Genomic DNA, 20248 nt, shown 5'->3' with positions numbered 1-20248 from the left:
GCAGAACGTTACGCGTGAGTAAGTTGGCCCCCCGGCACAAGCCAGCCGCACCGCGACCGGGGAGCCGTCATGGGCGTACGCAAAGATCTGAAGCGGGCGAGGCAACGCACCGACCTGGCCTCCCGCACCCGGGTCGACCTGCTCAGGGACGACACCGGCACCGTAAGGGAGGCCCGCACCGCGCCCCTGGTGGCGCCGCCCACCACGGGCAGCACCGCCGACCTCCCCTTCACCAACGCGGCCGAGGCCCCCGAGGCGGTGGTGCTGCGCCGCCGGAGGCCCGACGGCTGGCACCCGGTCACCGCCGCGGCTTTCGCCGCCGAGGTCACCGCGACGGCCAAGGGCCTGATCGCGCACGGCCTCGCACCGGGCGGCCGGGTCGCCGTGATGTCCCGCACCCGCTACGAGTGGACCCTCCTGGACTTCGCGATCTGGGCGGCCGGCGGCCAGACCGTCCCGATCTACGCCACCTCGTCGGCCGAACAGGTCGACTGGATCGTCCGGGACTCGGGCGCCGGCCTGATCGTCGTCGAGAACGCCGACAACGCCCGTACGGCGACGACCGGCACGGCACACCACCCGCTGCCCCCGCGCATCCTCGAACTCGACGCGGGCGCGGTCGCCGAACTGAACGCCCTCGGCCGCGACCTCCCCGACGAGGAGGTGACCAAGCGCCGGGCCGCCCTCACCCCCGACACCACCGCCACCCTCTGCTACACCTCCGGCACCACCGGCCGCCCCAAGGGCTGCGTCCTCACCCACGCGAACCTGCACGCCGAGGCCGCCAACACCCTCGAACTGCTCCACCCGATCTTCAAGGAGGTCACCGGCCAGACCGCCTCCACCCTCCTCTTCCTCCCGCTCGCCCACATCATGGGCCGCACCCTCCAGATCGCCTGTCTGATGGCCCGCATCGAGACCGGCCACTTCCCCAGCGTCAAACCCGACGAACTCCGCCCCGCCCTCAAGGAGTTCCGCCCCACCTTCCTGGTCGGCGTCCCGTACCTCTTCGAGCGCATCCACGACACCGGCCGCGCCACCGCCGAGAAGATCGGCCGCGGCGCCTCCTTCGACCGCGCCGAACGCATCGCCGTCCGCTTCGCGCAGGCATACCTCGACAAGTTCCTGAACGAAGGCGAAGACGAAAGCGGGGACGCAGACGGAGACAGGGACGGAGGCAGGGGCAAGCGGAAGCCCAAGGGCCCCGGGCCCGGCCTCTACGCCGCCTGGGCCCTCTACGACCTGCTGGTCTACCGCCGCATCCGCAAGGAGCTCGGCGGCCGCATGCGCTACGCCATCAGCGGCGGCTCCCCCCTCGACCGCACCCTCAGCCTCTTCTTCTACGCGGCCGGCATCATCGTCTACGAGGGCTACGGACTGACCGAGACCACCGGCGCCGCCACCCTCGTCCCGCCCCTGAAACCCCGGCCCGGCACCGTCGGTCAGCCCGTCCCCGGCACGGCCGTCCGGATCGCCGACGACGGCGAGATCCTCATCGAGGGCGGGGTGGTCTTCGACTCCTACTGGAACAACCCGGCGGCCACCGCCGAGGTCCGCACCGACGGCTGGTTCGCCACCGGCGACCTCGGCTCCCTCGACGACGACGGCTACCTCACCATCACCGGCCGCAAGAAGGACATCCTGGTCACCTCCGGTGGGAAGAACGTCTCCCCGGCCGTCCTGGAGGACCGGCTGCGCAGCCGCACCCCGGTCGGCCAGTGCCTGGTCGTCGGCGACAACCGCCCCTTCGTCGCCGCCCTCGTCACCCTCGACCCCGACGCGGTCGCCCACTGGCTGACCGTACGCGGGCTCCCCGCCGACACCCCGCTCACCGAGGTGCTGCGCGACTTCCGCCTGCGCGCGGACGTCCAGAAGGCCGTCGACTACGCCAACGAGGCCGTCTCCCGGGCCGAGTCGATCCGCGCCTTCACCCTGGTCGAGGGCGAGTTCAACGAGGCGAACGGACTGCTCACCCCGTCCCTGAAGGTCAAACGGCACGCGGTGACGGCCAGATACGCCGAGCAGATCGAGGACCTGTACCGCAAGTGACACACGAAACGGCGGGCCACCGGAGACCGGTGACCCGCCGTCGCGGTACGTCAGGTTGCGGCTCAGCCGTTGGCCGCGCCGTTGCCCGCCAGGACCGAGATGTCGTCCAGGATGTGCGAGAGCGGCTCGTCGCCCTTGGCCTGGGTGCTGTTCTCGACACACTGCTGGTTCTGCGGGGCCGACAGGATCGGGACGTCCTGGACGCCGATGTTGGCCGCGCCGACGAGCGACTGGAGGTTGAGCTTCGCCGGCAGACCGATGCAGGGCTTGTTCAGCGAACCCTGGACCAGCGAGAGCTGCGGGCTCTGGTCGCCGAAGGTGGCCGAGTTGCCGAACTCCGACGAGGCGCCGTTGCCGCTGGCGGACGTGGTGCCGCTGTCGTCACCGATGGCCAGGGCCTGCGGGGCGCTCACGGCCGCGAGAGCGGCGACCGAGGCGGCGAGGGCCGCGGATGCCCACAGCTTCTTCATGTTCGTTCCCTTCGAAAAGGCGGACTCCGGGGGAGGAGCTGCGTGATCATCAACGGCCTGCGCCCGCCCCGGGTTGCGCCCATTGCCCCGATCGGCGTAGCGCACCGCGCACGACAACCGTGCGCCCCTCAGTGGCAGGCGTACGCGCTCCCACGCACCGGCACCGTCTTGCCGAGGATGTCCGGCGGGTCCTTCGGCTTCGGCTGCGCGCCCCGCTCGACCAGCGGCCGGTCGTCGCGCACCTTCGCGAAGAGCGCGTCCGTCTCCTTCCGGTCCCAGGCCAGCGCCGCGCCGATGCCCAGTTTGGCCGGGGCGAACCCCGCGATCGGCACGGTCGTGAACTCCGTCGCCGAGTCCGGCAGCCGGTGCAGCGTGGCCGCCAGTTCCACGAGCTCGCCGGGCGAGAAGCCCTGCCGCCCGGACCCGAGCAACATCTCCATCAGGTCCGTCATCCGCTTCGGGTGGGTGAGCAGCTTCCGTTCCTTCAGCTCCCGCCACGCCTGGACGAGGAAGCGCTGCTGACGCTGGATCCGGCCGAGGTCGGCGCTGCCGTCGACATGTCGTGAGCGGACGTACTGCAACGCCTGTCCGCCACCGAGCCGGTGTTTGCCGGGCTTGAGATCGAGCCTGGTCGCGGCGTCCTTCAGCCGCCGCGGTGTGCACACCTCGACGCCGCCGACCTTGTCCACGCTGTTCATGAAGCGCCGGAAGTCCACCTGGAGGAACCGGTCGATGTCCACCTCGGTCATCGACTCCACGGTCCGGATCATGAGTTCCGGTCCGCCCTCCTGGTAGGCCGCGTTGAGCTTCGCCGGATGCGGCGGGCGTTCCTTGCCGCCGGGCTTGGCCCGGTACGGCGGGATCTCCGCGTAGGAGTCACGGGGCATGCCGATCACGCTGACGCGGTCCCCGCGGGCCGAGACGTGTACGAGCATCAGCACGTCCGAGCAGCCACAGGGCCGGCCGCCGGCGTGGAACTTCTTCTTCTGGGCGGCGGTGAGGGTGTTCCGTTCGTCGGTGCCCATCAGCAGGACGTTCAGCCCGCGCGGGGCGGGTTCCCGGTCGGCGAGTCCGGGGAGTCCGGGGAGTCCGGGCAGCGAGGGGAGTGCGGAACTGCCGAGCAACGCGCCCGTGGCGGCCAGGACGATTCCGGGAATCGCCAGGCGGCGTGGCAAAAGGTTTCTCTTCATCGTCACGCGCCGCACGCTAGAACAGCGGGCCGCCGATGAATCGGCGGCCCGCTGCCGGAGCGGAGAAACCACCCCGGGGCTCAGGAAAAGAACCCGTTCACCACGTCGGACTCAGTGGTTGGCGGCGCCGTTGCCCGCCAGGACCGAGATGTCGTCCAGGATGTGCGAGAGCGGCTCGTCGCCCTTGGCCTGGGTGCTGTTCTCGACACACTGCTGGTTCTGCGGGGCCGACAGGATCGGAATGTCCTGGACGCCGATGTTGGCCGCGCCGACGAGCGACTGGAGGTTGAGCTTCGCCGGCAGACCGATGCAGGGCTTGTTGAAGGATCCCTGGATGAGCGCCATCTGGGGGCTCATGTTGCCGAAGGTGGCCGAGTTGCCGAACGACTGGCTCGCGCCGTTGCCGCTGGCGGACGTGGTGCCGCTGTCGTTGCCGATGGCGAGCGCCGGGGCAGCTGCGGCGGCAGAGACGCCGGCGACGGAGGCGGCGACCGCGGCGGTGGCCAGAACCTTCTTGATCACTTGTAAGTCCCTTCGTGAGAAACCCCGTCCACCGGAGCGTTCTGATTAACGCCCCCATGTCCCGTTTGGTTGCCCCGCTTCACTCCGATGGCCTATTGGAGGGAAATCCGGTCGTCGGGTCGGAAAAACCGATCGGGTGAAGGGCCGCAACCAAACCCGGAGCATCCGGTTGGTTCGGGGGCAGGCACATGGTCCTGGCCCGGAGTCAGGGCAGGGAAAGGAATAGCGAAATGCTCAAGAAGGCAATGGCCGCGGCGGCGGTCGCCGCTTCCGTCGTCGGTATGTCCGCGGCGGTCGCCCCCCAGGCGCTTGCCATCGGGGACGATGCCGGCACCACCTCCGCCAGTGGCAACGGCGCGCACGAGGCGTTCGGGAACTCGGTGACCAAGGGCGACTTGAGCCCCCAGGCCACCCTGGTCCAGAGCTCCGTCAACAAGCTCTGCATCGGTCTGCCGGTCAAGGGTGACGTCCAGTCGCTCGTCGGCGCGGTCAACATCGGCGTCCAGGACGTCCCGATCCTGTCGGCCCCGCAGAACCAGCAGTGCGCCGAGAACAGCACCCAGGCCAAGGGCGACGAGCCGCTGTCGCACATCCTGGACGACATCTCCGCCCTCTCGGGCAACGGCGTGGCCAACCACTGACGTCCCCGGCACTGCCCGCCGGGCGGCCCGTTCTGTTCCCGGCGGGCCGTCCGGCCACAGCATTTCACACTGACGTTCTGTCATTTTCTCGTGGTTCAGGCGAATCGTTTCCTCTCCAGTGGGCCGTTCGTGTTAATTACCCGAAGGCGTTCGAGTGAATTGTCGGGCGACGCGCGTTCGTTAGTTTCTTGGCTGTCTATCTCTCGTTTGCAGCTTGCGGGTCATGGTGCGAGCCGTTCCAGTTGCGCTCGCTCGGTTTCGACCGTCATCTGGGCATGACCGCAGAGAAGGGAAACTCATGAAGAAGAGCGCTGCTGTTGTCGCGGGTCTGATCCTGGCCCTCGGCGGGGCCGCCCCCGCCTTCGCCGACGCAGGTGCCAACGGTGCGGCCATCGGCTCCCCGGGTGTCCTGTCGGGCAACGTCGTCCAGGTTCCGATCCACATCCCGATCAACGTGTGCGGCAACTCGATCAACATCATCGCCGCGCTGAACCCGGCCGGCGGCAACGTCTGCATCAACGACTGACAACGCGACACGCCAGCCGTACCGCTGGATCGAGGCCGGCTTTGGACGACATTCCTGTGGTCCAGGGCCGGCTTTTCCCACTTCTACAAGCAGGAAGACAACGAGATTGCGACAGACCCTGAGCAGGGGAATGGTCGCGGCCGCCGCCGCGACGGGCATTCTGTCCCTGTGCGCGGGCGGCAACGCCCTCGCCGACTCAACAGCCGAAGGAGCCGCCAAGGGTTCGCCCGGGGTCCTGTCGGGCAACACCGTCCAGGCCCCGCTGCACGTCCCGGTGAACGCCTGCGGCAACTCGATCGACGTCGTCGCCGCGCTCAACCCGGCGTTCGGCAACGCCTGTGCCAACCTCTCGGACGCGCACGGGTATGGCTCAAACGGCGCACCGTACGGCGACGACAACTCCCACCACAGCGATTCCGGCTACGGCGATTCCCTCGACGAGGCTTCCGGATGCGGGGATTCTGGTCACGGAGACTCCGGTTACGGCGATTCCCTGGACGGGGATTCTGGTCACGGCGGCTCCGGTTACGGCGATTCCCTGGACGGGGATTCTGGTCACGGCGGCTCCGGTTACGGCGATTCCCTCGACGAGGCTTCCGGATGCGAGGATTCCGGTTACGGCGACTCCCTCGACGAGGCTTCCGGCTACGGCGGCTCCGGCTACGGCGACTCCGGACACGAGGACCACGGTCCCGGGGACGACTGCGGGGGCTACGGCGACACCTGCGGCGGTGGCGGTCACACGACCCCGCCTCCCGGAGGGGGCCACCACACGAGGCCGCCTGGTGGGGGTCACTCGACTCCGCCTACGCACGGCGGCGGCAGCACTCCGCCTGGTGGGGGCCACTCGACTCCGCCTCCCTACGGTGGTGGCAGCACTCCGCCTCCGCACGGCGGTCACTCGACTCCGCCTCCCCACGGTGGGCACTCCACCCCACCCCCGCACGGTGGGCACTCCACCCCACCCCCGCACGGTGGGCACTCCACCCCACCCCCGCACGGTGGGCACTCCACCCCACCCCCGCACGGTGGGCACTCCACTCCGCCTCCCCACGGCGGGCACTCCACCCCGCCGCCGCACGGCGGGCACTCGACCCCGCCCCCGCACAGTGGTGGCGGCGGTCAGCCTCCGCATGGGGGGTACACCGCGCCTCCGGAGGGTGGTGGTGAGCACAGCTCGCCGCCGCAGCTGTCGCACACCGGCAGTGATCGTGCCGGTCTGCTGGCCGCTTCCGGGATCAGCGCGGCGCTCATCGCGGGCGGCGCCGTCCTGTACCGGCGAGGCCGAGCCGCGTCCCGTCGGTGAACGCACCGGGTGCCGGACGCTCTCGCGCCCGGCACCCACGCCCCACCCGGCTCAACGCCGTACGGCCTCCGCCGCCCCGTGTCGACCCGGTGCCGGGATCGCCCCGCTCGGCACACCCGTGTGCAGTCGGCGCCGCACACCCCGGACGAGGGTCCCCGCAGTGAAGGTCGCGCCGTACACGAAGCGCATCGCAGGGCCGAAGCCGGCCGCCGTCACCAGACCGGCCAGGAACAGGCCGGGGTGGGACGACTCGAAGTCCCGGTTCACCTCGGGGGAACCGTCGGACACCGTGGCCAGTGCCCCGCGCAGTTCACCGGAGAGCAGTCCGAGCCGGTCACGGGTCGCCTTGAAGCCGGTGGCCGCGATCACGTGCTCGGTCTCGAAGGATTCCGCTCCGGCCAGCTCCAGCCGTACCCCGCCCGGGACCGCTCGCGCCGCCGTCACCTCGTGGTCGAGACGTACCCGCACGGAGCCCTCGACCCGGTCCCGTACCCACCAGGCGCCGGCCGGCCCGAGCGCCGTCGCCGCGATGCGCGCCCGGGTCGGTTCCGGGAGCCGGCGGTAGAAGCCGGGGCGTTCGGCGTAGAACCAGTTGCGCCAGCCGCAGCCGAGCCCGCTCTGCGGGGAACGGACGGACTGCCACCACGGACGCTCCCAGGGCGGCGGCACATCGTTCCAGCGCAGCCGGTCGGCCCGGGCCAACACCCTTACCCGGGAGCCCTGTTCGGCGAGCAGCGCGGCCGTCTCCAGGGCCGCCTGGCCACCGCCGATCACCGTGACGTCCCGGTCGCGGAAGCGGTCGAGGTCACCGTGGTGGCTGCTGTGCGAGACCAGGTCGGGGGAGAGCCCGCGCAGGGCGGCCGGGATCTCGACGAACGGCATGACGCCCACGGCGAGGGCGACCGTCCGAGCCCGCACGGTCTCGCCGTCCGCGGTGACCGCCTCGAAGCCGCCCGGCCGGGGCACGATCCGGGTCACCGTGCGCTCGTCGACCTCGGGGACGGCGTTGTGGGCGAACCACAGCCCGTACTGCGCGAACATCTCCACCGGGATCGGCTCCCCGTGCCGGGCCGTCACGCCCTGGGTCGCGCAGTACGTGTCGAGCCGCCAGCGGGCCGCGGGGTCGGAGAGGTTGGAGGCCCACGGCTCGGACTTCAGGAACATCCCGCCCGGCATGTTGTCGCGCCAGGAGGCCATCGGCCGGCCGAAGACGCGCAGCTTCAGCCCGGCGGCCGCGGCGTGCGCGGCGATGGACAGGCCGTACGGGCCCGCGCCCACCACCAGCAGGTCGTCCATCAGCAGCTGCTCGCTTTCTCGTCGTCGGTGGGTGCGGCCGGGGCAGGTGCGGTCGGGACCGGCGTGCTCGGGGCCGGTGTGCTCGGCGGCGGTTCGGTCAGGTCCGTCAGGGACGGCATGGGCGGCGTCGCCTGGCGGACCACGCGGGGTCGGACCCCGGCCGCGCCCGAGGCACCGGCCCGGCGCAGCCGGTCGAGCAACCGACGGGCGACATGGGCGCCCCACAGGCCCCACATGGCCCGGCCGGGAGCGGTGTCGTCGCCCGCGTGCCAGGCCAGCTCACGGCCGCGGCGCGCCGGTCGCAGCGCGGCCAGCGGCGCGTAGTTCTCCACCACGAACGCCCGGCCCGGCAGCGGCACCCCGGCCGGCAGCGGGCGGTGTGTCAGATCGAGGTGCTGGGCGCGGACGACGTCTAGTCCGGCGCCGTCGGCGAAGAGCCGGAACTGGGCGCCGGGGCGCGGGTTGAAGTCGAGCAGGTGGTAGTCGCCCGTCGCGCCGCAGCGGCGGAAGTCGAGGTCGAAGATGCCCCGGTAGCCGAGTTCGTCGGTGAGCCGCTGGGCCAGTGTCCGCACCTGCGGGTTCTCGGTCCACTCGCCCACCGCCGTGAGCCCCGCGCCGCGTGGCCAGGCGCACAGCTTGCGGCCCGGGCCACCGCCGCCGACCGCGCCGGAGCGGTCGGCGTACCCGTGGAAGAACCAGTCGCGGTCCTGGCCCGGCGGCAGGAAGGCCTGGAGCAGCAGTTGGCTGCCGGCCTCGGGGGTGCGCAGGTACAGGTCGCGCGCCTCCTGGGTGGAGCGCACCACGACCGTGCTGCGCAGCCCCGAATCGGCGGGCAGCAGCCAGGGCCGGCTCCACTTCGCCACCACCGGCAGACCGAGCCGCCAGGCGGCGGAGGCGGCCTGCGCCGCGCTGTCCGGGATCACGGTGAGCGGGTGCGGCACGTCCGCCGCGGCGCACAGCCTGGTCAGTTCCGCCTTGTCGGCGACCCGTTCGGGCACCGAGCCGGGTTGTTGCGGCAGCAGGTAGGCGGGCGCCAGCTCCTCGCGCAGACGGCTCACCGCGACCGCGCCGGCGTCGTCCATCGGGATCAGCACGGCGGGCCGCTCGACGCGGGCGGCGACCCGCAGCAGGGTGGCCGCGATGTCGGCGAGGGTGGCTCCGGGCGGCGGCGGGGGATGCAACTGGCGTACGAAACGGGACTTGCGTACGGGGCTTCCCGTGGAGTCGGCGACCACGTGCACGTCGATTCCGGCTCTGCCGAGAGAGCGCACGGCACCCAGCGTTCCGTGGTGAAAGGGATTCCGGTCGATCCGCAGCAGAACGGCGGGGACGCGGGTGTCGAGCAGCGACTCGGGCATTTTTTCCGGGTCCTTCGGTTCAGTTCACCGGTATGGGCGATCGAGGCACTCGAAAGCCGTAACGGCGGTGGCGTAATTCCTTTTCGTGTGACTTTCATATGACTGAGTGTCAGTAAGGCGCGATCCTTGCGCGTTACGTGAGAGTGGAGAAAGGAGCAGGCATGGCCCCACAGCAGCGACGCGCACGGTCCCGACGGCTGGCCTTCGTCGCGGCAGCGGTCGCGGCGTCGGCCGCCCTGGCGTCCGGACCTGGATTCGCCGCGGGTGCGGGGGTGGTGCGGGTCGCCGATCCTCCCGCTCCCACCCCGACCGTCCCGACGGCCGCCGTGACCCTCCCCGCACCCGCTGAGCCCGACCCGGTCGTACCCGCCCCGAGCGCGACACCGGCGGCACCGGTGACCCCCGAGGTCCCGGTGACCCCCGAGGTACCAGTGGCCTCCGAGGCGCCGGTGACGCCGGCGGAGACCGCCACGCCGTCCACCCCGTCCGTCCCGTCCGTCCCGTCCGACCCGTCCGTGAAGGGCGCCCCCGCCTTCGGCGCCTACCTCGACTACGGCGCCCTGGGCGTGGCCCGGATCGCCCAGCTCAGCGAGTGGCTGGACGGCGCGGAGCTGCGCGTCGGCCACACCTACCTGCCGGGCGACCGGTGGCACAACATCGAGGGCCCGCCCGGCTTCCTCGACGTGTGGGCGGACTGGAGGCTGGAGAAGGACGACCGCATGCTCGTCCTCAACGTGCCCATGATGGAGCGCAACGAGGAGGGGGTGTCCGACGAGGAGGTGCGCGGGCTGTTGCGGCAGGGTGCGGCCGGGGAGTTCGATCACCACTTCAGGGCTCTCGCCGAGCGGCTGGTCGCGCTGAAGGTGCCGGACACGGTGATCGTGCTCGGCTGGGAGATGAACGGCATCACGTACACCCATCGGTGTGGGCCGGACCCGGAGGCCTGGAAGAAGTACTGGAACAGGATCGTCTCCACCATGCGCTCGGTGCCGGGCCAGAAATTCAGGTTCGACTTCACGCCGACCCGCGGCAAGGACGCCGTTCCGTGGACCGAGTGCTATCCGGGGGACGACACGGTCGACATTCTCGGAATGGATTCCTACGACCAGCCGTCCGGCCTGTCCTTCGACGAGCAGGTGAAAGAACCCTACGGGCTCCAGGCGCACGTGGACTTCGCCAAAAGCCATGGCAAGCCCATTTCCTATCCCGAATGGGGACTCTTCCGCAACGGTGACAACGCCGAATACATGAGGCGCATGCTCGCCTGGATGGACGAGCACAAACCGGTGTACAACACGGTGACCGACTACTGCCCGCACGGCGTGTGGCTGTGCGGGCAGAACCCGCAGTCGTCCTCCGTCTATCGCTCGCTGCTGTCCGGCCGCACCGACGAGCCGAGCACCGCACCGACGAGTCCGGCGCCCTCGACGGATCCCACGACCGAGCCCCCCGCCGAACCCCCGGGGAACTGCACTCCGCTGAACCTCGGCGACTGGGTCGAGTACTGGATCGGCGGCAAGCTGTGCTTCCGACTGGACTGGTGGTCGGCCGACCGGTGAACCGCGGTGCGGTGGCGGCAGGCCCGCGTCAGGACCTGCCGCCACCGTCACGCTCCCTCCGCTGCTCCAGCCGGAGCAGCAACTCCTTGCCCCGCCGTCGCGCGGCCACGTCGCACACGACCGCCGACAGCAACGGCGCGGTGCGCCGACGGGCCAGCAGCAGCCTCTGGTTGACGACCGGTTCGGGCCGCCAGTGGTGCTTGTAGGGCTCGTTGCCGCGCAGCAGGCTGAGCGCGGCGCGGCCCCCGCTGCGGGAGTGCTCGGCGCACGCGTCGAGCAGCATCACCGCCACGTCCGCCTTGCGTTCGCGCAGCCGGGGATGGGCGCCGTAGAGATAGCCCCCGGCCAGCCGCCGCGACAGCAGCGTCAGATCGACGGCCACCACGTCGTCGTCGAGCCGGAACTCGGTGACCACCGCGTCCCCGGAGCGCACCATCGGCCCGACCGACCGCACCAGGTGCTCGCAGAACCGCGCCCGCAGGTGCTCACCCGTCACCTTCCGCCCCTGCCACTGCAACTGGTGCAGCTCCAGCAGCCGGCGCAGCGCCGAGTCGACTTCTTCCGGGCACACGACCTGACGCTCGACGCCCAGCGCGGTCAGTTTGCGCAGCTTGGCGCGCACCCGCTGGGCCTTCGCCGACGGCAGCCGGGCCACCAGCTCGTCCATGGGCACGGCGGGCAGCTCCAGGCACACCGAGTCGCTCACCCGCCGCCGGGGGCCGTGCCAGCGCTCGTAGACCTGCTCCACCGCGCCGCCCGGCCGCACCTCGCGGAAGTCGATCAGCGCGGTGCGGGCGGCCGCCGCGAGGCCCTCGGTGAGCGCGGCGACGGCAAGCTCGCCCTGTTCGTCGTCGACGAGGACGTCCCCGTAGTCGGAGATCGCCCCGCCGAGCGGCACGAGCGCCGGCAGCGGTCGGCGTACGGCCATCAGCGGGGCCGCGGCGACGAGTTCACCGCCGTCGCGGACCAGCAGCAGACGCAGCCGGCCGCGCCTGCCGTACGACAGCCACCACGAGTGGAGCCAGGCGTGGCTCTGGAACGGGGTGGCACTCGCGCACCGCTGGTACAGCCGGCCCCAGGCGGGGGCGAGGGCGGCGAAGGCCCGCTCGTCGGTGACGAGTTCGGTCGTGAACGTCGGCTTCACAGCGCTCCGTGGGCGTCGGCGGCGAGGGCCGGGCCGGGGACGGCGGCGGGGCGCGCGGCCTCGTCCTCTTGGCCCCGCCTCGGCCGCACCAGCAGCAGCAGCCCGCCGAGCAGGCCGCCCGCGCTCGCTCCCACCAGACCCGTCACCGCCGGGGACACCGAGGAGGGGCTGGTCGGCCGGACCGCGCGGGCGAACTGCTGGAGCTCGACGTTGGTGGCGGTCCGGGAGCTCTTGGCGTGCTGGGTCAGCGAGCGGGAGACCGCGTTGGCCATGTCGGCGGCCAGGTCGGCCCGCGAGGAGGTCGCCGAGATCGAGACCATCGGGGCGTCCGGCGAGGTCGCGGTCTGCACGCTCTGCTGGAGCGTCTTCACCGGCACGCCGGCCCACACCTGCGCGTCCCCGAGCACCGCCAGCTGCGCGGCGACCCGGCCGTAGGCCTGCGCGAAGCCGAGCGCGGACGCCGGGTCGGACTTCTCGGTGGGGACGGCGACGACATAGGCGGTGGCCGTGTACGTGGGCGGCTTGAGGGTGCCGTAGGTGCCGCCGAGCAGTCCGCCGGCGACGGCGCCGACCGCGAGCAGGGACCAGGGCGGGAGCGCCTTGGCGCGGCGCAGGGCGGCGGGGCGGCGGGGGTTCTCGGTCATGGGGAACTGACTCCCTGGGGTGTCGGGGTGGCGGGGGAGAGCAGGGGTGGTCCGGAAACGGTGGCCGCGTACACGTCCATGAGCTGGGCGGCGCTGCGGGTGATGTCGTAGTGGCGGGCGGCTTCGGCGGCGGTGCGCGGGCCGGGGGTCTGCGCGCGTGCCTCGGTCAGCGCGCGGACGAACGCCTCGGTTCCGCCGGTCACCCGGCGGGCGCCCGCCGCCCGGGTGGGCAGCTGCTCGATCGCGGGGCAGGAGGCGTAGAGCACGGGCAGGCCGCTGGCCAGCGCCTCGACGACGGCCAGACCGAAGGTCTCCTCGGGGGACGGGGAGACGAACAGGTCCATGGCGGAGGTGAGGGACGGCAGGTCGGGGCCGGGGGTGCCGTCGGGAACACAGGGGCGTTCGCCGGTGAACAGGACCCGGTCGGCGACCCCCGCCTCGTGCGCGGTGCGGCGCAGCACGTTCTCCTCGGGGCCGCCGCCGACCAGCAACAGCCAGTGGTCGGCGGGGAGCCGGGCGAGGGCGTGGATGAGGACGTCGAAGCGTTTGCCCGCCGTGAGCCGTCCGACGCCGCCGACGACATAGGCGTGGTCGGGCAGGCCGAGGCGGCGCCGGGTGTGCCGGCGGGCGTCCGGGTCGAAGCGGAAGCGGGCCAGGTCGATGCCGTTGGGGACGACCTCGATCCGCGGGTCGGGGACCCCCCAGCCGCGCAGGCGGTCGGCGACCGTGGGGGAGACGGCGACCGTGGTGCGGCCCAGCCGCTCGCTGGCGAGGTAGAGCGCACGGACCCCGGAGGTCAGTTTCCGCCCCTCCATCTGCGAGTCGCCCAGGGAGTGTTCGGTGGCGACGACCGCGCGGACCCCGGCGAGCCGCGCGGCCAGCCGGCCGTAGACGCAGGCCCGGTAGAGATGGGTGTGGACGAGGTCGTAGCCGCCGGAGCGGATGATCCGGACCAGGCGGGGCAGCGCGGCCAGGTCGCGGTTGCCGGCCATGCCGAGGTGGACGACCCGGACCCCGTCCGCGGCCAGTCCGTCGGCCACCGTCCCCGGGTTCGTCAGCGTCACCACCTCGCACTCGACCGGCAGGTGCCGCAGCAGCAACCGCAGTTGCTGCTCGGCACCGCCGACGCCGAGCCCCGTGATGATGTGCAGTGCCTTCACCGCAGCCCCTCGACGGGCCGCCGGCGCAGCCGGTGCAGCCGGTACTTCAGGTGCATGCGGACGAAGTTGTCGTCCTGCCCGATGTGCAGGCGGGGAAGGGCGTGGAGCCCGTTCAGCGAGCCGGGGTCGATCGCGCAGGCGTAGCTGTAACCGGCTTCGCGTACGGCGTCCATGGCGCGCTGGTCGATCGTCCCGTACGGGTAGCAGAAGCCGTCGACCTCGGTGCCGAGCAACGCGGTGAGGGCCGCGCGGCTCTCGACGGTCTCCGTCTTGAGGGTGAGGTCGTCGGCCTTGGTCAGGTCGACGTGGGTGAGACCGTGCGAGCCGATCTCGACGCCCTCGTGGGCCGCGCGGCGGATGCCGTCGGCGGTCAGCAGCGGCTTGCGCGGGCCCAGCGGGTCCCAGGCGTTGTCGCCGCCGAGCCGGCCGGGCAGCACGAACAGGGTGGCCGTGCAGCGGTGGCGGCGCAGCACGGGAAGCGCTTCGGTGAGGAAGTCGGCGTAACCGTCGTCGAAGGTGAGACCGACCAGGTCGCGGCCCTCGCCCCGGGCGCGGGCGGCGAGCAGTTTCGCCATGGAGACGCCGCGCAGCCCGCGTCGGCGCAGCCACGTCAGCTGTTTCTCCAGCCGCTCGGGGGTGACGGTGATGCGGTACGGATCCTCGGAGCAGTCCCCCACGGAGTGGTACATCGCCACCCACGGGACGGGAGTGCGTCTGCTGTGGTCAGGAGCGGACATGGGAGAACCTTCGGGTCGCGGAACGTACGGAACGGAGTGCGGAGGCGATGCCCTGGGAGCCCAGGGCACAGCCGAGCAGCAGGAAGACGACGGTCACGGTGAGCCCCCCGGCGGCCAGTCCGGACAGGGGGTCGGTGAACCGACCGGCGGCGAAGGACCCCGCCAGGGTGGCCACCAGGGCCGCCCGCACCGGCCGGCTCAGTTCGCGCAGCACGCCCCGGACCTCGACCGGAACGCTGCGCGGACCCATCCCGGCCAGCAGGACGAGGGCGGTGACGGTGATGCCGATCGCGTTGGCGGCGGCGATCCCGTACACGCCCCAGGAACCGACGCTCAGCGCGCCGATCCAGGAGGTCACGACGATCCCGGAGGCCATCGCGGCGACCGGGTACCAGGAGCCGCGGCCCGCCGAGAAGTACGAGCGGACCAGCACGCCCACCAGGGTCTGGCCGAGCAGCCCGAGCGCGTACACCCGCATCACGCCCGCCGTCGCCGCCGTGTCCTTGGCGGTGAACGCGCCCCGCTGGAAGAGCACTTCGATGATCTGCGGCGAGCAGGCCAGCACGGCCGCCGTGCCCAGCAGCACGACACACGCGGCCAGCGCCAGATCCCGCTCCACCCGGGTGCGGGCCCGCTCGGTGTCCCCCTCGGCCAGCGCCCGCGCGACCACCGGGAAGGTGACCGTGCACACCATCACCGACAGGATCATCGGCATCTGCGCGACCTTCTGCGCGTAGTTGAGGTGCGAGATCGCCCCGGCCGGCAGCCGCGAGGCGAGGAAGCGCTCGATCAGGACCTGGGACTGCCGGCACAGCGCGAACAGGAGCACGGTCGTGAGGAGCAGGGTGTCGAGGGGCCGGGCCTCCTCCTGCGCGGAGGCCTCCTCGGCCACCCCGCGCTTCCTCAGTTGCCCCAGCAGGGAGGGCAGCTGGACGAGGACCATCAGCAGCCCGCCGACCGCGACCCCGGCCGCCGCCGAGCGCACCCCCCAGCGCCCCCCGAGCACGAACATCCCGGTGATGATGCCGACGTTGTAGGCGACGTAGATCGCCGCGGGCGCTCCGTACCGCCGGTGCGCGCGCAGGGCGGCGCTACAGTACCCGGCGAGCCCGAAGCTCACCACGCAGGTGGCGGTGAGCCGGGTGCAGTCGACGGCGAGCGCGGGGTCGGGCAGGCCCGGGGCGAGGACCTCGACCAACTGCGGTGCCAGGCCGATGAACAGGGCGCCGATCGCGACGAAGGCCAGCGACAGGCGGGGCAGCGTGCCGGCGACCAGGGCGCGGACCGGGTCGCCGGGGGCGCCGTGGGAGCGGCGGGCCAGCGCCATGCTGAACGCCGGGATCAGGGCGAACGCGAGTCCGTCCTCGATGAGCAGCGTGGCCGCGAACTCGGGCACGGTCCACGCCACGAGGAAGGCGTCGGTGTCACTGCCCGCCCCGAACAGCCGGGCCAGCGCCTGGTCCCGCACCAGCCCGAGCAGGGCCCCGGCGACCGAGAGGACCGCGGTGACGAGCGTGGCCTTGGCGAGGAACCCACGGGAGGCCGGGGGAAGTTCGCCGCCGCCCTGCCCGCCGCCCCCCTTCTCGCCGGCCGCCGCCTCGGCGGTCGCTGCGACGGCTTCGTCGGCCCCGTCGGCCCCGTCGGCCGTCTCCCCGGACCGGGCGGCGGACCGCGCCGACGGCACGGAGGCGGGACCGTCCGTGCGAGGCGTCCGGGGAGGCGTGACCGTCATCGGGCGAGCGCCTCCTCGCGGCCACGGCCGCCGACCAGCGCCCACCAGGCCACGGCCCCGAAGACGACGGCGGTCAGCACGGTCGACGGACCGCCGATGTCGGCGTACGTGAAGTCCACGAGCTGCCAGATCAGCAGGCCGCAGGCGACGAGCGCACAGTCGAGGCCCGGTCCGGAGCGCCGGACCCGGAACCATCCGCGCAGCCCGCACGCCAGCATCGCCAGCCAGCCGCCCGCGAGGGCGAGCAGTCCGATCAGGCCCTGCTCGCTGAGGATCAGCAGGTACATGTTGTGCGGGGAGAGCAGCGGCTGCTTGACGAACCCGGAGCCCGCGCCGTCGGTGTCGCTGCCGGAGGACAGCGCGAGGGAGGCGTGGCCGTCGCGGTGCTCGGGGAAGCCCTTCAACCCGACGCCGGTCAACGGCTGGTCGCGCCACATGCCGACCGCGGCCGCCCACATCGTGTACCGGTCGGTGACCGACCGGTCGGGCGCGTCCCTGACCTCCGTGATGCTGTTGACGCGCTCCTGGAGCATCGCCGAGCCGACCCCGAAGCCGCCCACCAGGACCACCCCGGCCGCGGCCGTCACCGCACCCACCTTCAGCGCCCGCCGCGGCCCGGCGAGGGCCAGCTGGATCGCGCAGGTCAGCACGGTCGCGATCCACGCGCCCCGGCTGAAGGAGAGCGCGAGCGGCACCAACAGGGCGAGCGCCGAGCAGGCGGCGATCGCCCGCTGCCGTACCGGGGTCCGGCCGAGCGCCAGCCCGACGGCGCAGATCAGGCCGAACGCCACGACGGTCGCCATGCCCATCACGTCCTGCGGCCCGAAGGTGCCGACCGCCCGGATGTTCTCGCCCTGGTAGGAGGCGCCGGTCCCGGTGACGAACTGGTGGACGCCGACCGCCCCCTGCCACCCCGCGAGCCCGACGAACGACCAGGCCAGCACCCGGAAGTCGGTCCGGTCGCGGACGAGGAGGACGACGGCCGCCGGGACGAGCACGAAGATCTGGAGGTAGCGGCCCAGACCGGAGAGTCCCGCCCCCGGCGAGGACGCGCCCATCGCGGCGAGTGCGAGCCCGACCACCGGCAGTCCGAGGACCAGGGCGGCCGTACGGGACAGCGGGCGCCGCCGCTGTCGCAGCAGCCGGACCGCGCAGAACAGCACGACCAGCGCGGACAGCGCGTCGGCCGGTCCGGCGCCGCCCTCGCCGCCGGGGCCGAGCGGCAGGCAGAGCAGGGCGACCACGGCGACCACGGGCAGGACCGGTGACAGCGTCCGGGCGCGGGGCAGGGGCAGGGCGAGGGTCATCGGCGGTTCAGCTCCCGGTCGGTCGCACGAGGGCGGCCGCGGTGCGCAGCAGGATGCAGATGTCCTGCCACAGCGACCAGTTGTCGATGTACGCGTTGTCGAAGCGGGCCCGGTCCTCGATCGAGGTGTCGCCGCGCAGCCCCTGGACCTGGGCGAGGCCGGTGATGCCGGTCCGCATCCGGTGGCGGGCCGCGTAGCCGGGGTAGGTCTGGCTGAACTGGCCGACGAAGTAAGGGCGTTCGGGGCGCGGGCCGACCAGGCTCATGTCGCCGCACAGGACGTTCCAGAGCTGGAGCAGCTCGTCCAGCGAGGTCTGGCGCAGGAAGCGGCAGAAGCGGCTCATCTCCCGCTCGCCGGCCACACTCCACCGGGTCGCGGCCTCGTGCTCGTCGACCGGGCGGTGGGTGCGGAACTTCAGCAGCGTGAAGGGGCGGCCGTCCTTGCCGATGCGCTCCTGCCGGAAGACGACCCCCGGCCCGTCGGTCAGCCGCAGCACCGCCCCGCACACCAGCAGCAGCGGGCTCAGCAGCAGGAGCAGGGCCCCGGAGACCGCGATGTCCAGCAGCCGCTTGCCGAGGCTGCCCCGGCGCCGGGCGCCCATGTCGAGACGACGGCAGGAGAACCCGGCGAGCTGTTCGCGGCTCGCGTACGAGGGGGTGTCGGCGTCGACCTCCCACACCGTGCAGCCCGACTCGGCGAGCGCCCGCAGCAGCGGGCCCTGCACGGTGCGTACGGCGGGGTGGACGCACAGGACGTCCCGGACGCCGTTCTGGATGAGGGCCCGCTGCACCTCCTGACCCGTGGTCAGCACGGGCAGTCCGTCGGCGCCGTCCGGCTGCTCGGCCACGATGCCCACCGGCTGGACCCCGGACCTGGGGTGCCGCAACACGGCGGCGGCCACCCGCTGTGCGGTCTCGGCGGGGCCGATGACGAGCGCGGCGTGCGGGCGGCGCAGCACCGCCCGGCGGCGCCGCAGATGCACCAGGCCGCGGCCCGCGCAGCCGGCCGCGGCCTGCGCAGCGAACCCGAGGACCAGCGTGCGGACCGACAGCGCGTGGGCCGGGTTCCACGCCGCGACGAGCGTGCCCAGCGCCAGCCAGGCCACCGCGATCTGGCCGCAGACGGCGGGCAGTTCGTCCAGCACCCCCACCACCGGACGCGGTCGCTGCGGGCGCAGCAATATGGTCGCCGCCACCAGCAGGGCCACCAGCAGGGGGCGGCGCTGCGCCCCGGTCAGTGCCAGCGCGCCCACGAAGGTGGCGAGGCCGTCGGTGAACAGCAGCGGCAGCGGCGACGCGGGGCGCGCCGGGGGCCGCCGGGTGGGGAACCGGAATCCCGCTCCGCTCTCCCGTCGCGGAATGACCGAGACGGGAGAGTACCCGGGCTGCGCGCCGGGAGAGGGGACGGTGCTTTCCGCAGTCACGAGTGGATGGACTCCCTGCACTCGGTGGGCGCGACGCGCGCCCCTTGGGTGGTCGTGAGCAGTTCGCGGTACACGCCCACGACCGCCTCGGCCGTGCGCCGCACGTCGTGCGTGGTCAGGACGTGCCGGCGTCCCTGGTGGCCGAGCGACTCGCGCAGCAGCGGGTCGAGCAGCAGTCCGGCGATGGCACCGGCCAGCGCCGCCGGGTTCTCGGCGGGCACCAGACAGCGGGGCGCGAGCGCCCTCGGCAGGCTCTCCCGGGCGCCGTCCACGTCGGTCACCACCACGGGCCGCCCGCAGGCCAGCGCCTCCAGCGGTGCCAGGGCCATGCCTTCCCAGCGCGAGGGCAGCACGACCAGGTCGGCGGCCTGGTACCAGGGCACGGCATCGGCGACGGACCCGGTGAAGAGCACCGACTCCGGCGTGCGGGCCCGGAGCCGTTCCCCGTCCGGGCCGTCGCCGACCAGGACCAGCCGGGCGCCGGGCACCTTCCGTGCGATGTCCGTCCACGCCGTCAGCAGTACGTCCTGCCCCTTCTGCCGGCACAGCCGCCCCACGCACACCACCAGCGGTGCGGCCGGGTCGAGTTCGGGCAGGAGAGAGGCCCGTACGGTGTCGACGGAGGCCGGGTGGAAGCGTTCGGGATCGATGCCGTTGGGGATGACGCTGACCTGCCCGCCGATCCGGGCGCGCAGGCCGGTGGTGCGCTCCGCCTCGCTCACACACACCAGCCGGTCCGTCCAACGGGCGCCGAACCGCTCCCATGTGAGTGCCAGGGCCGCGGTGGTCCCGCCGACCGCCTCGAAGGACCAGGCGTGCGGCTGGAACACGGTCGGGATCCGCCCGCGCACCGCGAGCCGCCCGGCCAGCCCGGCCTTCGCGCTGTGCGCGTGCACCAGGTCGGGGCGTACCTCGTCGAGCAGGCGTACGAGCCGTCGTACCTCACCGGGGAGCGAGGGTCCCGGCGACCGGCTCGCCGCCCAGTGCCGCACGTCCGCGCCCAGGGACCGCAGGTCCCCGGCGAGCCGGCCGGCCGGGGGGCAGGCCACGGTGACGTGCAGGCCGGCCGCGAGCTGGGCCCGCGTCAGATCCGTCACGACCCGGGCGACCCCGCCGTCCACGGGCTGGGTGAGATGCAGGACCCGGGGTCTGGCGTCGGGTTCTGGCTGGTGCATTGCGCGGTT

The 20248-nt window shown here is 72.7% G+C and carries 18 protein-coding genes and 1 pseudogene; 5 read left to right on the top strand and 14 right to left on the bottom strand.

Going from position 1 to position 20248, the window contains the following annotated elements; translation table 11 throughout:
- Window positions 1–69: 69 nt before the first annotated feature.
- Window positions 70–2049, top strand: coding sequence for an AMP-dependent synthetase/ligase (locus G9272_RS17080; protein WP_171397383.1), 1980 nt, complete (start codon window positions 70–72; stop codon window positions 2047–2049).
- A 62-nt stretch (window positions 2050–2111) separates the two neighbouring features.
- Here the strand turns inward: G9272_RS17080 and G9272_RS17075 are convergent, their stop codons facing one another.
- From G9272_RS17075 to G9272_RS17065, 3 genes are all read right to left on the bottom strand, one after another.
- Complete coding sequence (locus G9272_RS17075) at window positions 2112–2519, bottom strand: rodlin (protein ID WP_171397382.1); 408 nt, start codon at window positions 2517–2519, stop codon at window positions 2112–2114.
- A gap of 128 nt (window positions 2520–2647) precedes the next feature.
- Window positions 2648–3709 (bottom strand): LCP family protein, encoded by a 1062-nt coding sequence (locus G9272_RS17070; protein ID WP_253268207.1) that lies wholly within the window; start codon window positions 3707–3709, stop codon window positions 2648–2650.
- A gap of 111 nt (window positions 3710–3820) precedes the next feature.
- Window positions 3821–4231 carry a rodlin gene (locus G9272_RS17065; RefSeq protein WP_171397380.1) on the bottom strand — a complete coding sequence of 137 codons (411 nt, stop codon included), beginning with the start codon at window positions 4229–4231 and terminating at the stop codon, window positions 3821–3823.
- Window positions 4232–4461: 230 nt separating this feature from the next.
- Between G9272_RS17065 and G9272_RS17060 the strand changes: the two genes are divergently transcribed.
- The 3 genes and pseudogenes from G9272_RS17060 to G9272_RS45310 all read left to right on the top strand — a co-directional run.
- Window positions 4462–4872 carry a rodlin gene (locus G9272_RS17060; RefSeq protein WP_171397379.1) on the top strand — a complete coding sequence of 137 codons (411 nt, stop codon included), beginning with the start codon at window positions 4462–4464 and terminating at the stop codon, window positions 4870–4872.
- 298 nt (window positions 4873–5170) lie between these two features.
- Window positions 5171–5398 carry a chaplin gene (locus G9272_RS17055; RefSeq protein ID WP_062648335.1) on the top strand — a complete coding sequence of 76 codons (228 nt, stop codon included), beginning with the start codon at window positions 5171–5173 and terminating at the stop codon, window positions 5396–5398.
- Between the two features lie 130 nt (window positions 5399–5528).
- Window positions 5529–5732, top strand: a pseudogene (locus tag G9272_RS45310) (chaplin); the annotation flags it as partial.
- Between the two features lie 36 nt (window positions 5733–5768).
- Here G9272_RS45310 and G9272_RS45305 read toward each other — a convergent pair.
- From G9272_RS45305 to G9272_RS17040, 3 genes are all read right to left on the bottom strand, one after another.
- Window positions 5769–6140: a hypothetical protein gene (locus G9272_RS45305; RefSeq protein ID WP_253268294.1), complete on the bottom strand. Its 372-nt coding sequence runs from the start codon at window positions 6138–6140 to the stop codon at window positions 5769–5771.
- 615 nt (window positions 6141–6755) lie between these two features.
- On the bottom strand, window positions 6756–8000 hold the full coding sequence (locus tag G9272_RS17045) for an FAD-dependent oxidoreductase (protein ID WP_171397378.1): 1245 nt from the start codon (window positions 7998–8000) through the stop codon (window positions 6756–6758).
- Entirely contained in the window at window positions 8000–9358 is a 1359-nt protein-coding gene (locus G9272_RS17040) for a carboxylate--amine ligase (RefSeq protein WP_171397377.1), read from the bottom strand. Before G9272_RS17040 ends, G9272_RS17045 begins: the two co-directional genes overlap by 1 nt.
- Before the next feature lie 161 nt (window positions 9359–9519).
- Between G9272_RS17040 and G9272_RS17035 the strand changes: the two genes are divergently transcribed.
- The gene (locus tag G9272_RS17035) at window positions 9520–10917 is read left to right on the top strand and encodes a glycoside hydrolase family 26 protein (RefSeq protein ID WP_171397376.1); all 1398 of its coding nucleotides are present in this window, start codon (window positions 9520–9522) and stop codon (window positions 10915–10917) included.
- Window positions 10918–10945: 28 nt separating this feature from the next.
- Here G9272_RS17035 and G9272_RS17030 read toward each other — a convergent pair whose 3' ends face one another.
- Genes G9272_RS17030 through G9272_RS16995 form a run of 8 tightly spaced genes read right to left on the bottom strand, consistent with a single transcriptional unit; the run spans window position 10946 to window position 20239 of the window.
- Window positions 10946–12061 (bottom strand): GNAT family N-acetyltransferase, encoded by a 1116-nt coding sequence (locus tag G9272_RS17030; RefSeq protein ID WP_171397375.1) that lies wholly within the window; start codon window positions 12059–12061, stop codon window positions 10946–10948.
- A complete protein-coding gene (locus tag G9272_RS17025) occupies window positions 12058–12705 on the bottom strand; it encodes a lipopolysaccharide biosynthesis protein (RefSeq protein ID WP_171397374.1) in 648 nt (215 codons plus the stop codon). The genes G9272_RS17030 and G9272_RS17025 overlap by 4 nt, the downstream gene beginning before the upstream one ends.
- On the bottom strand, window positions 12702–13865 hold the full coding sequence (locus G9272_RS17020) for a glycosyltransferase (RefSeq protein ID WP_171397373.1): 1164 nt from the start codon (window positions 13863–13865) through the stop codon (window positions 12702–12704). Before G9272_RS17020 ends, G9272_RS17025 begins: the two co-directional genes overlap by 4 nt.
- Complete coding sequence (locus G9272_RS17015) at window positions 13862–14602, bottom strand: polysaccharide deacetylase family protein (protein WP_171397372.1); 741 nt, start codon at window positions 14600–14602, stop codon at window positions 13862–13864. Before G9272_RS17015 ends, G9272_RS17020 begins: the two co-directional genes overlap by 4 nt.
- On the bottom strand, window positions 14589–16334 hold the full coding sequence (gene murJ, locus G9272_RS17010; RefSeq protein WP_171397371.1) for a murein biosynthesis integral membrane protein MurJ: 1746 nt from the start codon (window positions 16332–16334) through the stop codon (window positions 14589–14591). Before murJ ends, G9272_RS17015 begins: the two co-directional genes overlap by 14 nt.
- Entirely contained in the window at window positions 16331–17641 is a 1311-nt protein-coding gene (locus G9272_RS17005; RefSeq protein ID WP_171397370.1) for an O-antigen ligase family protein, read from the bottom strand. Before G9272_RS17005 ends, murJ begins: the two co-directional genes overlap by 4 nt.
- Window positions 17642–17648: 7 nt before the next feature.
- Window positions 17649–19064: an exopolysaccharide biosynthesis polyprenyl glycosylphosphotransferase gene (locus G9272_RS17000; RefSeq protein ID WP_171397369.1), complete on the bottom strand. Its 1416-nt coding sequence runs from the start codon at window positions 19062–19064 to the stop codon at window positions 17649–17651.
- Entirely contained in the window at window positions 19061–20239 is a 1179-nt protein-coding gene (locus G9272_RS16995) for a glycosyltransferase (RefSeq protein WP_171397368.1), read from the bottom strand. The genes G9272_RS17000 and G9272_RS16995 overlap by 4 nt, the downstream gene beginning before the upstream one ends.
- Between the last annotated feature and the right edge of the window lie 9 nt (window positions 20240–20248).

The organism is Streptomyces asoensis (assembly GCF_013085465.1).
GTDB classification, from domain to species: Bacteria; Actinomycetota; Actinomycetes; order Streptomycetales; family Streptomycetaceae; genus Streptomyces; species Streptomyces cacaoi_A.
The sequence above is the reverse complement of the archived record's forward strand: the minus strand, read 5'-3'. Positions and strand labels throughout refer to the sequence as shown.